General features: G+C 72.4%; 14 protein-coding genes. 8 read left to right on the forward strand and 6 right to left on the reverse strand.

Translation table 11 applies throughout. The features are described 5' to 3' along the window. Positions 1 to 31 precede the first annotated feature (31 nt). On the forward strand, positions 32 to 949 hold the full coding sequence (locus ACTMS0_RS01765) for a sterol desaturase family protein (protein WP_441153296.1): 918 nt from the start codon (positions 32 to 34) through the stop codon (positions 947 to 949). Between the two features lie 60 nt (positions 950 to 1,009). Here ACTMS0_RS01765 and ACTMS0_RS01770 read toward each other — a convergent pair whose 3' ends face one another. Both ACTMS0_RS01770 and ACTMS0_RS01775 read right to left on the reverse strand, forming a co-directional pair. Further along, positions 1,010 to 1,507 carry an SRPBCC family protein gene (locus tag ACTMS0_RS01770; protein ID WP_441153297.1) on the reverse strand — a complete coding sequence of 166 codons (498 nt, stop codon included), beginning with the start codon at positions 1,505 to 1,507 and terminating at the stop codon, positions 1,010 to 1,012. After that, on the reverse strand, positions 1,504 to 2,190 hold the full coding sequence (locus ACTMS0_RS01775; protein WP_441153298.1) for a DivIVA domain-containing protein: 687 nt from the start codon (positions 2,188 to 2,190) through the stop codon (positions 1,504 to 1,506). Before ACTMS0_RS01775 ends, ACTMS0_RS01770 begins: the two co-directional genes overlap by 4 nt. A gap of 156 nt (positions 2,191 to 2,346) precedes the next feature. Between ACTMS0_RS01775 and folP the strand changes: the two genes are divergently transcribed. After that, positions 2,347 to 3,216 carry a dihydropteroate synthase gene (gene folP, locus ACTMS0_RS01780; protein ID WP_441153299.1) on the forward strand — a complete coding sequence of 290 codons (870 nt, stop codon included), beginning with the start codon at positions 2,347 to 2,349 and terminating at the stop codon, positions 3,214 to 3,216. A 52-nt stretch (positions 3,217 to 3,268) separates the two neighbouring features. Here folP and ndhC read toward each other — a convergent pair whose 3' ends face one another. Further along, the gene (gene ndhC / locus ACTMS0_RS01785) at positions 3,269 to 3,646 is read right to left on the reverse strand and encodes an NADH-quinone oxidoreductase subunit A (RefSeq protein ID WP_366602550.1); all 378 of its coding nucleotides are present in this window, start codon (positions 3,644 to 3,646) and stop codon (positions 3,269 to 3,271) included. A gap of 132 nt (positions 3,647 to 3,778) precedes the next feature. Here ndhC and ACTMS0_RS01790 point away from each other — a divergent pair, with 132 nt between their 5' ends. Further along, entirely contained in the window at positions 3,779 to 5,191 is a 1,413-nt protein-coding gene (locus ACTMS0_RS01790; RefSeq protein ID WP_441153300.1) for a hypothetical protein, read from the forward strand. A gap of 65 nt (positions 5,192 to 5,256) precedes the next feature. On the opposite strand, the gene ACTMS0_RS01795 is transcribed toward ACTMS0_RS01790, so the two are convergent. Next, on the reverse strand, positions 5,257 to 5,910 hold the full coding sequence (locus ACTMS0_RS01795) for a C39 family peptidase (RefSeq protein WP_441153301.1): 654 nt from the start codon (positions 5,908 to 5,910) through the stop codon (positions 5,257 to 5,259). Between the two features lie 677 nt (positions 5,911 to 6,587). On the opposite strand from ACTMS0_RS01795, the gene ACTMS0_RS01800 reads away from it, so the two are divergent. Beyond that, the gene (locus ACTMS0_RS01800; RefSeq protein ID WP_441153302.1) at positions 6,588 to 8,435 is read left to right on the forward strand and encodes a 2-oxoacid:acceptor oxidoreductase subunit alpha; all 1,848 of its coding nucleotides are present in this window, start codon (positions 6,588 to 6,590) and stop codon (positions 8,433 to 8,435) included. Further along, complete coding sequence (locus ACTMS0_RS01805; RefSeq protein ID WP_441153303.1) at positions 8,428 to 9,462, forward strand: 2-oxoacid:ferredoxin oxidoreductase subunit beta; 1,035 nt, start codon at positions 8,428 to 8,430, stop codon at positions 9,460 to 9,462. Before ACTMS0_RS01800 ends, ACTMS0_RS01805 begins: the two co-directional genes overlap by 8 nt. Before the next feature lie 124 nt (positions 9,463 to 9,586). Here ACTMS0_RS01805 and ACTMS0_RS01810 read toward each other — a convergent pair whose 3' ends face one another. Further along, on the reverse strand, positions 9,587 to 10,234 hold the full coding sequence (locus ACTMS0_RS01810) for an FMN-dependent NADH-azoreductase (protein ID WP_441153304.1): 648 nt from the start codon (positions 10,232 to 10,234) through the stop codon (positions 9,587 to 9,589). Positions 10,235 to 10,317: 83 nt separating this feature from the next. On the opposite strand from ACTMS0_RS01810, the gene ACTMS0_RS01815 reads away from it, so the two are divergent. Beyond that, positions 10,318 to 10,809, forward strand: coding sequence for a MarR family winged helix-turn-helix transcriptional regulator (locus tag ACTMS0_RS01815; RefSeq protein WP_441153305.1), 492 nt, complete (start codon positions 10,318 to 10,320; stop codon positions 10,807 to 10,809). A 12-nt stretch (positions 10,810 to 10,821) separates the two neighbouring features. Here the strand turns inward: ACTMS0_RS01815 and ACTMS0_RS01820 are convergent, their stop codons facing one another. After that, positions 10,822 to 11,838, reverse strand: coding sequence for a potassium channel family protein (locus tag ACTMS0_RS01820; protein ID WP_441153306.1), 1,017 nt, complete (start codon positions 11,836 to 11,838; stop codon positions 10,822 to 10,824). Between the two features lie 154 nt (positions 11,839 to 11,992). Between ACTMS0_RS01820 and ACTMS0_RS01825 the strand changes: the two genes are divergently transcribed. Beyond that, complete coding sequence (locus ACTMS0_RS01825) at positions 11,993 to 12,610, forward strand: helix-turn-helix domain-containing protein (protein WP_441153307.1); 618 nt, start codon at positions 11,993 to 11,995, stop codon at positions 12,608 to 12,610. Positions 12,611 to 12,798: 188 nt separating this feature from the next. After that, the gene (locus tag ACTMS0_RS01830; protein ID WP_441153308.1) at positions 12,799 to 13,386 is read left to right on the forward strand and encodes a ClpP family protease; all 588 of its coding nucleotides are present in this window, start codon (positions 12,799 to 12,801) and stop codon (positions 13,384 to 13,386) included. The last annotated feature ends 7 nt before the right edge of the window (positions 13,387 to 13,393 follow it).

Raw genomic sequence — 13,393 nt, forward strand, 5'->3', positions numbered from 1 at the left:
TGCCTATGGTGCTCGTTACCATGCGGTAGCTGTGGCGGTCGGCACAGGAACGGTACGGGAGGCCGCCGAGATGAAGGATTTCCCGGACGTCATCACCTGGTCGATCCCGGCCTTCCTGCTGCTCATCGTGCTGGAGCGGATCTCGTACCTGATCCACCGCGACGACGACGAGGTGGGCTACGGCGCCGCCGACACGGCGACCAGCCTCGCCATGGGGCTGGGCAGCGTCTTCACCGACCTGCTCTGGAAGGTCCCGATCGCAGCCGCGTACGCGCTGCTCTACACGCTCACCCCGCTACGGATCACTGAGGTGTGGTGGACGTGGCCGCTGATCCTGCTGGCACAGGACTTCTGCTACTACTGGTCGCACCGCGGCCACCACGTCATCCGCATCCTGTGGGCCTCGCACGTGGTGCACCACTCGTCGCAGCGGTTCAACCTCTCCACCGCGCTGCGCCAGCCCTGGACCGGCCTCACCAGCTGGATCTTCTACATCCCGCTGATCCTCGCCGGCGTCCACCCGGCCGTGCTGGCCTTCTGCGGTTCGGTCAACCTGCTCTACCAGTTCTGGATCCACACCGAGCGGATCGACCGGCTGCCCCGCTGGTACGAGTTCGTCTTCAACACCCCGTCGCACCACCGGGTCCATCACGCGTCCCAGGGCGGCTACCTGGACCGCAACTTCGGCGGCATCCTGATCGTCTGGGACCGGCTCTTCGGCACGTTCGCGCCCGAGCGGGAGCGCTGCCTCTACGGCCTGACCAAGAACATCGCCACCTACAACCCGGTCCGGGTGGCCTTCCACGAGTACGCCGCGATCGCCCGGGACGTGCGCGCGGCGACGAACTGGCGGCAGCGGGCCGGGCACCTGTTCCGTACCCCGGGCTGGCAGCCGGAGCCGGCGGCGCCGGCCGAGGTGACCGCGCCCGCCCCCGCCGTGACCTCCTGACCGCAACCCGCCGTCGAGGCCGGCGCAGCCCTTCCGCCGAGCGGATCCCGGCCCCGCCGGTCAGGGGAGGCGGCCCTGCTCCACCATCCGGCCGAAGCGCTTGAGTGCCTGGGTGAGCCCGACCTTCGACCCGGGCCACAGCAGCGGCCAGACGACCCGTCCGGCGGCCCCGCCGGGCAGGTGGAACCACTCGTGCCAGACGACCTGCGTCCGGTCCCCGGCCAGCGGCGTGCAACGCAGCACGCCGGGGCCGCGGAGCAGCTTCCCGCAGTGCACCACGCCGACCTCGTACGGCGCGTCCACCCGGACGACCCGCATCTCGTCGCGCACCGCGGCCGGCCCGACCGCGGTGACCGCCTCGACCAGGCTGCCCTCGCCGCCGTCCCCCTCGACCACCCGTACCCGGGTGAAGGGGATCCAGTCCGACTGCCGTTCCCAGGCGGTCAGGGCCGCGAAGACCCGTTCCGCGGGTGCCTTGACGATCACGGTGGCGGTGACCTCGGCCGCGCCGGGCTGCGCCGCCTCGCGAAGGTTGTCCGCGCCGTCCGCCGCCGTCACGCCGACTCCGAGCGCACCACCGGGCCGTGCTCGCCGACCTGGCCCGTCCCGGCCGCGTCGGCGTCCGGCTCGGACCCGGCGGCGTCCGGCTCGGACCCGGCGGCACGGTCGGTGGAGGTGGCGCCGTTGGCACCGGCCGCGCCGGCCGGAGCACCGGTGCGGTCCGTCGCGTCGGCAGGCCTGGTCGTGCGGTCGGCGGTGCCGGCCGGGATGCCGGACCGGTCGGCCGCCGGGGACGGGGTGTCGGCCGAGCTCACGGTCGGCGTGCCGTCGTCCGCGCCGGCGGACGGAGGCGCCGTGGCATCGGGCGCCGCCGGCTGCGGACCGGCCGCCTTCTCGCGGGCGCTGCGCAGCGCGTCGGCGTCGGCGGTGCGCCCCTCGCGCAACGCCGCGACCTCCGCCTCCAGCACGCCGATCAGCTCCGACTTGTAGCCGATGTCGTACGCCGCCCGGCGCATCGCCTGGTCGACCTGGGCCATCCGGTACCCGCGCAGGGCCGTGTCGAACCGGACCTCCCCGACGTCGGACTCACGCAGGGGGCGGGTGCCGGGCAGGGGGACCGCCTTCCCGTCCGGCTCGGCCGGCGCGAGGCCCGGATCCCGACCGGTGACCAGCACCGTCACCCCGAACACGACCGCCGCGACGGTCAGCGCCACGACCAGCAGGAGCAGAACCTGACCCATGCACAGATCGTGGCATGTCGAACGGGCCGGGGCGACCCCACCACCCCAGCGACCCGTCACCTGCCGGGACGGGCGACCGGTCGGTCCGGCCGCCCGGGGACCGGCTAGCGTCGTGGACGGCCGGACGGCCGGCGGCGGAGATCCTCGGGAGGCGGGATGGCGGGCGTGCTTCGGCTCGGCGGGCGGACGTTCGGCCCCGGCGAGCTGGTGGTCATGGCGATCGTCAACCGCACGCCGGACTCGTTCTTCGACCGGGGGGCGACCTTCGCCCAGGACAGCGCCTTGCGCGCGGTGGAGCGCGCGGTCACCGACGGCGCCGAGATCATCGACATCGGCGGGGTCAAGGCCGGTCCGGGGGCCGAGGTGGACGTGACGGAGGAGATCCGCCGCACCGTCGACACCATCGCCGCCGTGCGGGCCGCCTTCCCCGACGTGGTCATCTCGATCGACACCTGGCGCGCCGACGTGGCGGTGGAGGCGGTCGCCGCGGGCGCGGACCTGCTGAACGACACGTGGTCAGGCGCCGACCCGGCGCTGGCCCGGGTGGCGGCCGAGACCGGCGCGGGACTGGTCTGCTCGCACGCGGGCGGGCTGACGCCCCGAACCCGGCCGCACCGGGCCGCCTTCGACGACGTGGTGGCCGACGTGGTCGCGACGGTGACCGGGCTCGCCGAGCGTGCGGTCGGGCTGGGCGTACGGCGGGACGGCATCCTCATCGACCCCGCGCACGACTTCGGCAAGAACACCCGTCACTCGCTGGAGATCACCCGCCGGCTGGACGAGCTGGCCGGGACGGGCTGGCCGCTCCTGGTCGCCCTGTCGAACAAGGACTTCGTCGGCGAGACGCTGGATCTGCCGGTCGCCGAGCGGCTGGAGGGCACCCTGGCCGCCACCGCGATCTCGGCCTGGCTCGGCGCCCGGGTGTTCCGCGCGCACCAGGTCCGGCCGACCCGCCGCGTACTCGACATGGTGGCCTCGATCCGGGGTGACCGCCCGCCGACGCTGACGCGGCGCGGGCTGGCCTGACCGTCACCCTCCACCACACCCCCGCGCTCGCCGCGGCGTGGCTGGGTCGCCGTCAGGTCCAGCGCAGGATGTTCTTCCGCCAGGCGTAGAGGATGCCCAGCGCCAGCACCGCCACGAACACCGCCATCTCGACGACGGTGACCAGGCCGAAGCCGGGCCGGTCGAACACGACCGCCCAGGGGAAGAGGAACACGGCCTCCACGGCGAACAACACATAGAGGTACGCGTACACGTAGTAACGGATCTGCACCTGCGCCCAGTCGGCGCCGACCGGATCCAGCCCGCACTCGTAGGTGGCCCGCTTGCCCGCCGGCTCAGCCGGACGGGCGGGACGTAACACCCGATTGGCTGAGAACGCAGTAACAAAAAAGAGGAGGCTGGCGAGGAGCAGCAGCCCGAGCGTCGCGTACGAGCCCAGGTAACCGGTCACGGTGGGTCAGCCTACCGGTCCGACCCCGGAGCCCGCACCGAACACGTTACGGATTTGTTTCCCCCGCGGGACTAGTGCCTCCAGGCAACGACTACCGAATATTGACTCTTGACTCAACGTCACGGAGGACTGATGGCCCGCGTGGACCAACCGGCCGGACGCCGTACGCGCAACCCGCGTACGGCGAGCCGGCTGGCCGCCTCGTTGGCGGTCGCGCTGACCGTCGCCGCGATGCCGGGGTTGGCCACCGCCGCCCCGGTCGTCGACCGCGTCGCCGTCGCGACCACCGAGCCGACCGAGCCCGGAGGAGGTGCGATCGAGCCGGGCGGGGAGACGCCGACCGGCGAACCGACCTCGACCGAGCCGGCACCGACCAGCCCGCCGCCCACCACGGCGGAGCCGACGTCCACCGCCCCGACCGGCGGTCCCGCGCCGACCACCACCCGGCCCCCGGATCCCGCCCCGGTCACCACCGCGCCCACCGCGGCCGCGCCGACGACCGCCGCTCCGCCACCCCCGCCCCCGCCGGTCAAGCCCACCGCCCCGGCCGGGACCGCCCCGCTCGGCGTGACCGTCAGCACCGGCGACGTGGTGCTCACCTCCGCCTACTGGAACGCCCGGTCCACCGTGACCACCCTCCGGGTGACCATCACCAACACCGGCGGGGTCGCCGAGCGGATCCGCCTCGCGTACACCCTGCCGGCCGGGATCACCGACGCCGGCACGAAGGGATGCGCCGCCACGGGCGGCGGCGGGCACCGGTGCGGCCAGTGGACCAGCGCTCCGGGCTCCCGGTTCAGCACCGAACTGCGGCTGCGGGTGAGTGGCGACGCCTGGCGGCGGATGCCGCTGAGCGGTTCGGTGCGGGCCACCGCGACCGCGCCGGGTGCCGCTCCGGTGAGCGACAACCAGGGCTTCGCCGTCCTCTTCCCGCCCGGCCCGCCGGCCGCCGGCATCAAGCTGGAGGCGGGCGAGGTCGCCTTCGACAACAGCGGCGCGGCGAGCGGGCTCCAGGTACGGCTGGGCAACACCGGCTCGGTGGACGCCAACGGCCGTGTCGAGGTGGTCCTCCCGGCGGGGGTGACCGTACCGACACCACCGCCGGGCTGCGTCGCCGTCGATCCCACCCGTACGCGGTGCGCGGTCGGCACCGTCCGCGCCGGCCGCAGGGCCGACCTCCGGCTGCCGGTGACGGCCACGCCGGAGGCCCAGCGGGACGCGCCGCTCGCCGGCGCGGTCGTCGGTGAGCTCGACCCGCGCAGCGGCAAGGCCCGGAAGGTCCAGATGAGTTTCCGGATCGTCGCCGCCGCGGCCCTGGCGACGCCGGTGGCGTCGCTGCCCGAGCCGGCCGGCTCCCAGGGTGTCCTGGCCGCCGGCGCACCGCACGACAACGCCGGCGGGAGTTCGGTGCAGCGCACCGCCGTCATCCTGATCACGGCCTCCACCCTGCTTGTGGTGCTGGCCCTCGCCCTCGCGACCACCTCGCTGCGACGCCGGATGACCGAGCCGGTCACCGGTCCGACGCCGCCCGCCCCGCCGGAGTAGCCCTTCGGGGACGACGAAAGGGCCGGCCCCTGGGTGGGGCCGGCCCTTTCGGCTGTGTCGGTGTGTCAGGAGGTGCTGTAGCCGCGGGTGGCGATCCAGTCGGCGAGCGCCTCGGTGGTCATCCAGTACTCGGCCTGGTTGGGGTCGGCGCTGTCGGCGATCTTCACCTGCTCGCCGCCGTCGCGGTAGCCGGTGACGGAGATGTAGTGACCGCCCTCGAAGGAGTGCACCCCGCCGTCGGTGTCGGTGGCGGTGCCGGCGATGTTCGCCACCAGCGCGCGGCCATCGTCGACGGTGCGCACGACGTCCTCGCGCAGCTTGTCGGTCTGCTTGGCGTCGGCCTTGGCGTCGGTGATCTCGACGCTGCGGTAGACGTCCCGGCCGGTCTCCTTGTTCAGCACCGGGGTGATGTCGTTGATGGAGTCGGTGCCGGCCTCGGTGGTGCCCATCCGCTCGGCCATCGAGTCGACGTCGATGTCCTTGCCCTGCACGGACAGGGCGTTGCGGGCGGCGGCGGGGCCGCAGTAGTAGAAGTTCGGCTGCGCCTGGTAGCGCACGCCCAGTTCCCGCTTCTTCTCGCCGTGGCCCTTACGGTCGGCCTGGGCGCCCGGCTTGTCCGCCGGGGCGGCGAACGCGGTCGCCGGGCCGGCGAGGGCACCGCCGACGAACGCGGCACCAGCAGCGGTCAGAACGGTCTTACGCAGAATGTCGGTACGCATGATTGGTCGAAGCCTTTCGCTCGGGGGAAAACGCGCCGGCACGCAAAAGGGGGGAAGGCGCCGCACGCATACAAAAGGTGTTCGCAGGACCAGCCCGGCGGGGTGCTGCTCGGGGGTCCGGGGATGTAACCGATCCGGGCCCACGGCCATTCCGGCTCACCACCACCCCGCAGAAAGGGGCGGCTCGGGGATCCCGGCCGGGCGCCTCTGGGGACGCCCTGCGGTTACCGCATGTACAACGGCCCGTCCCACCCGGCCATTCCACGACCGGAGTGGCCCCGACCACGGGGACGGCGGACCGCATACCGGACACCCGGGACATCTCGAAGGAAGTGGCGTCCGGAGCGGCCGAAACTTTTCAAGAGTCGGGGCAGGGCCGTCACCTCGCCAACCGCTGGCGCCCAGCCCCCGCCGTGCGGTGATCTGGATTACGGCGTGCGGGGCAAAACGCCACTATTCCGGTCGAAAGCCCGCCTTTCCCGGTCCCAGACGGCGGACCTCTCGAGAGGTTGACGAGGTGTTCCGACGTAGGCTCTCAAGTGAGAAACGACAGCGGCCGGACAACCACGACGGTGGGGTACGGCGGTGCGCCGAGGAGGTCACGTGGCCGGGCAGGTCGAGGTCATGATCAGGTTTGGCGGCCCGGGTGACCGCGCCGACCGAGGCGAGGTGCGGGCGTGACCAAGCAGATCCGTCAACTGGACCGGGTGGTCATCCGGTTCGCCGGGGACTCCGGCGACGGCATGCAGCTGACCGGCGACCGGTTCACCTCGGAAACGGCCCAGCTCGGCAACGACATCTCCACGTTGCCCAACTTCCCGGCGGAGATCCGCGCCCCCGCCGGCACCCTCCCGGGCGTGTCGAGCTTCCAGGTGCACTTCGCCGACTACGACATCCTGACCCCGGGCGACTCGCCGAACGTGCTGGTCGCGATGAATCCGGCGGCGCTCAAGGCCAACCTGGCCGACCTGCCGCGCGGTGCCGACATCATCGTCAACACCGACGAGTTCACCAAGCGCAACCTGACCAAGGTCGGCTACCAGACGAACCCGCTCGAGGACGACTCGCTCGCCGGGTACGTGGTCCACCCGGTGGCGCTGACCTCGATGACCGTCGGCGCGCTCGCCGAGCACGAGGTGTCCAAGAAGGACGCCGAGCGCGCCAAGAACATGTTCGCCCTCGGCCTGCTGAGCTGGATGTACTCGCGACCGTACGAGTCGACGCTGCGGTTCCTGGAGCGCAAGTTCGCGGCCCGGCCGGAGCTGGTCGCGGCCAACGTCGCCGCGTTCAAGGCCGGCTGGAACTTCGGCGAGACCACCGAGGATTTCGCGGTCCGGTACGAGGTCAAGCCGGCGAAGATGCAGCCCGGCACCTACCGGAACATCACCGGCAACATGGCCCTGTCGCTCGGGCTGGTGGCCGCCGGCGTCCGCTCCGGGCTGCCGGTGTTCCTCGGGGCGTACCCGATCACGCCGGCGTCGGACATCCTGCACGAGCTGAGCAAGCACAAGCGTTTCGGCGTTCTCACCATGCAGGCCGAGGACGAGATCGCCGCGATCGGTGCGGCGCTGGGTGCGTCGTACGGCGGGGCGCTCGGCGTCACCACCACCAGCGGCCCCGGCGTGGCGCTGAAGAGCGAGACCATCTCCCTCGCCGTGGCGCTCGAGCTGCCGCTGGTCATCGTCGACGTGCAGCGGGCCGGGCCGTCGACCGGCATGCCGACCAAGACCGAGCAGGCCGACCTCAACATGGCGCTCTACGGCCGGCACGGCGAGGCCCCGATCGCGGTGATCGCGCCGAAGTCCCCCGCGGACTGCTTCCACGCCGCCCTGGAGGCGGCGCGGATCGCGCTGACCTACCGCACCCCGGTGATCCTGCTGTCGGACAACTACGTCGCCAACGGCTCCGAGCCGTGGCTGCTGCCCGACGTCGAGTCCCTGCCGGACCTGCGGGTGGAGTTCGCGACGCAGGCCAACGGCGAGGACGGCAGCACCTTCCTGCCGTACCTGCGGGACCCGGAGACCCTGGCCCGCCCGTGGGCCATTCCGGGCACCCCGGGCCTGGAGCACCGGATTGGTGGTCTGGAGAAGGCCGACAAGACCGGCGACATCTCGTACGACCCGGCGAACCACGACTTCATGGTGCGCACCCGGGCCGCCCGGATCGAGACCATCCCGGTGCCGGACCTCGAGGTCGAGGACCCGGACGGCGACGCCCGGGTGCTGGTGCTCGGCTGGGGCTCGACGTACGGCCCGATCGGCGCGGCCTGCCGGGGCCTGCGCCAGCGGGGTCACTCCATCGCCCAGGCGCACCTGCGTCACCTCGCCCCGATGCCGGCGAACCTCGGTGAGGTGCTGCGCTCCTACGACCGGGTGGTCATCCCCGAGATGAATCTCGGCCAGCTCGCGCACGTGATCCGCGCCAAGTACCTGGTCGACGCGATCGGCTACAACCAGGTGCGCGGCCTGCCGTTCACGGCCAACGAGCTGGAGACGACGCTGGAAGAGGTCCTGAAGAATGTCTGAGCCCGTCGCCCTCAAGCTCACCGCGAAGGACTTCAAGTCCGACCAGGAGGTGCGCTGGTGCCCCGGCTGCGGTGACTACGCGATCCTCGCGGCCGTTCAGGGCTTCATGCCGGAGCTGAACATCCCCCGGGAGCGGATCGTCTTCATCTCCGGGATCGGCTGCTCGTCGCGCTTCCCGTACTACATGAACACGTATGGGATGCACTCGATCCACGGCCGCGCCCCGGCGATCGCCACCGGCCTGTCCGCGACGCGTCCCGACCTGTCGGTCTGGGTGGTGACCGGCGACGGCGACGCGCTGTCGATCGGCGGCAACCACCTGATCCACGCCCTGCGCCGCAACGTCAACCTCAAGATCCTGCTGTTCAACAACCGGATCTACGGCCTGACGAAGGGGCAGTATTCTCCGACGTCCGAGGTCGGCAAGATCACCAAGTCGACCCCGGTCGGCTCGGCCGACGCGCCGTTCAACCCGATCTCGCTGGCGCTCGGCGCCGAGGCGACCTTCGTCGCCCGCACGATCGACTCGGACCGCAAGCACCTCCAGTCGGTGCTGCGGGCGGCCGCCGAGCACCAGGGCTCCGCGTTCGTGGAGATCTACCAGAACTGCAACATCTTCAACGACGGCGCGTTCGACCAGCTCAAGGAGCCGGCCACCCGGGACGACTACCTGATCCGGCTGGAGCACGGCCAGCCGATCACGTTCGGCAAGGACGGGCAGTTCTGCGTCGTCCACCCGCCCGGCGGCTTCGGCCTGGAGGTCCGCGAGACGGCGGCCACCCCGGCCGAGGAGATCGTCGTGCACGACGCGGCGGTCGCCGACCCGGCGTACGCGTTCGCGCTGTCCCGGCTGCCCGGCCTGGACCTGCGGAACACCCCGATCGGTGTGTTCCGCTCGGTCGGGCGCCCGTCGTACGACAGCGTCGTGCAGGGCCAGCTCGAGGCCGCGCGGGCGAAGGTCACCGAGACGCCGGAGCAGCAGCTCGCCGGTCTCCTGGGCAGTGGCGACACCTGGACGATCGTCTGACCCCTGAACCGCGCACGCTCACCCGCCCCGGTGCGCGCACTTTCACGGAAAGAGTGGCCATTCCCCGTGGAATGGCCACTCTTTCCCTGTTCGAGGCCCCTCGGCGGGGACGGAAAGGCGACGGTCAGACGCCGGCGGACGCCGGCACCCAGAGCTCGTCGATCGTGCGCTCGGCCGCCGCGAGGCTCTGCTCGTGCAGCGGGAGCAGCTCGGCCATCGCCGGGTTCACGGGGGCGAGGGTGAGCTCGGCGGTGATGATTCGCGGCTCCAGGCCGGTCATCGAGAGGCCGTGCGGGAGCCAGGGCTCGGCGTGGTCCCAGCCCTCCCGCGGGGTGCCGGCGCCGTAACCGCCGCCCCGGCTGGCCAGCACGATGAACTCCCGGCCGCCCAGCAGGCCGCTGCCGTTGCTCGGGTCGTACGCGATGCCCGGCGCGATGAGGTGGTCGACCCAGGTCTTGACGCTGCTGGGCGCGCCGTAGTTGTAGAGCGGGAGCCCGAGCAGGATCGCGTCGGCGCGCTTCACCTCGTCCACCAGGTGCTCGCTGAGCGCCCACGAGGCGCGCTGCTCCGGGGTGTGCTGCTCGACCGGCACCATCCGGGCCAGGCCGCCGGCCTCGTCCAGGTGCGGCAGCGGCTCCCGGCCGAGGTCGCGGTAGGTGACGGTGCCGTCGGGGTTGGCGGCTCGCCAGGCGGCGGCGGCGCGAGCGGTGAGCCGCCGGCTCACGGAGTGCTCCCCACGGATGCTCGAGTCGATGTGCAACAGGTGCGGCATTGGTTAATCCTCCACAGATCGTTTGTGAGAGACCAACCATTTATAGCAGGCAGATCGTCAGTGGTCGGGGTAAACTGGATCACATGCCTGCCCCGCCGGTGGACCGCTCGGAGCGCCGTTCCGGAGCGCTCCTCGCCCATCTGTCCCGGCGGATCCGGCTGCGGGCGGAGTCGGCCCTGTCCCCGCTCGGTCTACGTCCCCGTCACCTGGTGGCACTCACCGTGCTGCGGGAGGGCGGCGGCACCAGCCAGCAGGCCCTCGCCGGGACCCTGGAGATGGACGGGACGAACGTCGTCGGGTTGCTCAACGAGTTGGAGTCGGCGGGCCTGGTCGAGCGGCGGCGTTCACCCGAGGACCGTCGGCGGCACGTCGTGGAGCTCACCACGACCGGGGAGGCACGCCTTCGCGAGGCCGAGTGTGCGCTGGCCAGCGCCGAGGCCGAGGTCCTCGGCGCACTGGACCCGGCCGAGCGCGACACGCTCTACGAGTTGCTCCGGCGTGCGGCCACCGGGACGGCGCCGGCCACGTGCAGCGAAGCGATCAGCGAGCAGACCGGGGCCGCGGACGGTTGCTGACCGGCGACCTGGTCAGGGGACCGGCGTGGTGGACGTCGGGCGGTCGTCGCGGACGTGCACGAGCATGTCGCCGGTCTCGATCACCGCGCCCGCCTTGTCGGCCAGGGTGACCACCTTGCCCCGCCGGACCAGGGCGATGACCAGGGTGTCCAGCTCGCGCGGGGACTTGCCGACCTCGTGCCGCTCCGCCGAGCGCATCGCCAGCGCCATGCCCTGACCGGGGGTGAGCAGGTCCTCCACGACGTCGATCAGCGGCGGCGCCGACGTGGACAGGCCCAGCAGCCGGCCCGCCGTCGCCGACGACACGATCACGTGGTGGGCGCCGCTCTGCTTCAGCAGCGGGGCGTTCTCCGCCTCGCGGGCGGCGGCGATGATCCGCACCTGCCCCGCGGTGAGCTGCCGGACGGTCAGCGCCACCAGGACCGACGCGTCGTCGCTGTCGGTCGCGATGATCACCGCCTTGGCGGTGCGGACGTGCGCCTCGTTCAGGATCGCCGAACGGGTCGCCGACCCCTCGATCGCCACCAGGCCGGCCGCCGTGGCCTGCCGGAGCGCGCCACCGCTGCGCTCGACCACGACGATCCGGGACTTGTCGAACCCGTTCTCCAGCAGGGCGGAGACCGCGCTGCGGCCCTTGGTGCCGTAGCCGCAGATGATGACGTGGTCCTTCACGGTTCTCCTCCACCGCGACAGGCGACGGCCGGTCCGGTACTGCTCGGTCAGGACTTCCAGGGTGGTGCCGACCAGGATGATCAGGAAGATCACCCGGGCGGGCGTGATGTAGAGGACGTTGACCAGTCGGGCGGACGGGCTGACGGGGGTGATGTCGCCGTACCCGGTGGTGGAGAGGGAGACCACCACGTAGTAGAAGCAGTCGAGGAGGGTCAGACCGTCCTCGTTGACGTCGCGGTACCCGTCCCGGTCGAACCAGACCACCGCCACGGTCCCGAGGACCAGGCCGAGGGCCCCGGCCAGCCGCAGGCTCAGCGCGCTCAGCGGGTCGCGCCGTTGCGCCGGAAAGTGGATCACCGTTCGCCCTGCCCGGACTCCGCTGTCGCCTGCACGCCCACAACATAGCGGGTGAGCGGTGATCCGCACGCCGGGGCGGTGGGACGTCGCGGCGGCGGCCGGCCAGGCATGATGGGAGTGTCCTCGGACGACGACCGCGAGAGCGAGGCGGAGCATGTCCTTGCTGCGACGAGTGATCGGCGGCGTGCTGCGCCGGCTGCGCCAGCGGCAGGGCCGCACGCTGCGCGACGTGGCCCAGGCCGCCGGGGTCTCCATGCCGTACCTGTCGGAGATCGAGCGCGGGCGCAAGGAGGCGTCGTCCGAGGTGCTGGCGGCGATCTGCCGGGCGCTGGGCATCCGCCTGTCCGACCTGCTAGAGGAGGCGCGCGACGACCTGCGTCGCGTGGAGCGGCACGAGCCGGTGGGTTCCGCGCCGGCCCGGTTCGACCGGGTGCCGCTCTCGCGCGCCGAGTCCGCCGGCCCGCGCGTGCGGATCGGGTTCCACGCCGACGGCCCGACCGCGTACACGGCCCGTCCGGTGCCGGTCGGCGGCGCGCTCCCCCTCCCGACGAGGTCCCCCGAGCGGCTGCTCCACGTCGCCGGCACACCGGGCACGATCGGGCCCGACCTCACCGGCGGGCTGGCCGGCTGGGCCGGCACACCGCTCACCACGTCCGGGCTGCGGGTCCGGTTGATCCCCTCCGCGCCGACCGGCCGCCCCGGTGCGCGTACCGCCAGGATGCTGGCGCGACGGCGGGCCCGGACGGGCCGGCGCCGGCTCGCCGCGCGATAGGGCCTGTGTCGAAGTCCCGGCGAAGCCGGGCTGTGACGTCGACACGGGCCCGTGGCCGGGTCGCTTCTGCTCTGGGCCGATCTGCCGCCGGCAGAAACGCTGGGGTTCGCTCACCGGCCCGCGCAGGCTGGAAGCGCCGGTCCCCCGGGCGGTGCGGTCGCCCGCCGGCACGGTGGAGGTCGCATGTGATGATCAGGATGTTCGACGAGGGGCAGCGGAGCTTCGGCGACCAGGTGTTCGAGCGGCTGCTGAAGGAGCGGATCGTGTTCCTCGGCACCGAGGTGACCGACGAATCGGCCAACCGGATCTGCGCGCAGATCCTGCTGCTGGCCGCCGAGGACCCGGACCGGGACATCAGCCTCTACATCAACTCGCCGGGCGGCTCGGTGAGCGCGGGGATGGCCGTGTACGACACGATGCGGTTCGTCCGCAACGACGTGGCCACCCTGGCGCTGGGCATGGCCGGCTCGATGGGGCAGTTCCTGCTCTGCGCGGGGACGGCGGGCAAGCGGTACGCGCTGCCGCACGCGCGGATCATGATGCACCAGCCGTCCGGCGGCATGGGCGGCACCGCCGCCGACATCACCATCCAGGCGCAGAACATGCTGCACGTGAAGCGGACGATGCAGGAGCTGATCGCCCGGCACAGCGGGCACAGCGTCGACGAGATCCAGCAGGACTGGGACCGGGACCGGTGGTTCACCGCCGACCAGGCCCGCGCGTACGGCCTCATCGACCACGTGATCAGCCGAGCCGAGCAGCTCTCGGCGGGCTGAGCCGGCA

The sequence above is a fragment of the Micromonospora sp. H33 genome (assembly GCF_052068455.1).
In the GTDB taxonomy this organism is placed as follows: Bacteria; Actinomycetota; Actinomycetes; order Mycobacteriales; family Micromonosporaceae; genus Micromonospora.

Excerpts from the sequence above, each read along its gene's own strand:
- ACTMS0_RS01825 (WP_441153307.1), top strand. The coding sequence starts at position 11,993 with ATGTCCTTGCTGCGACGAGTGATCGGCGGCGTGCTGCGCCGGCTGCGC.
- ACTMS0_RS01810 (WP_441153304.1), bottom strand. The coding sequence starts at position 10,234 with ATGCCGCACCTGTTGCACATCGACTCGAGCATCCGTGGGGAGCACTCC.
- ACTMS0_RS01815 (WP_441153305.1), top strand. The coding sequence starts at position 10,318 with ATGCCTGCCCCGCCGGTGGACCGCTCGGAGCGCCGTTCCGGAGCGCTC.
- folP (WP_441153299.1), top strand. The coding sequence starts at position 2,347 with ATGGCGGGCGTGCTTCGGCTCGGCGGGCGGACGTTCGGCCCCGGCGAG.
- ACTMS0_RS01790 (WP_441153300.1), top strand. The coding sequence starts at position 3,779 with ATGGCCCGCGTGGACCAACCGGCCGGACGCCGTACGCGCAACCCGCGT.
- ACTMS0_RS01795 (WP_441153301.1), bottom strand. The coding sequence starts at position 5,910 with ATGCGTACCGACATTCTGCGTAAGACCGTTCTGACCGCTGCTGGTGCC.
- ACTMS0_RS01805 (WP_441153303.1), top strand. The coding sequence starts at position 8,428 with ATGTCTGAGCCCGTCGCCCTCAAGCTCACCGCGAAGGACTTCAAGTCC.
- ACTMS0_RS01775 (WP_441153298.1), bottom strand. The coding sequence starts at position 2,190 with ATGGGTCAGGTTCTGCTCCTGCTGGTCGTGGCGCTGACCGTCGCGGCG.
- ACTMS0_RS01830 (WP_441153308.1), top strand. The coding sequence starts at position 12,799 with ATGATCAGGATGTTCGACGAGGGGCAGCGGAGCTTCGGCGACCAGGTG.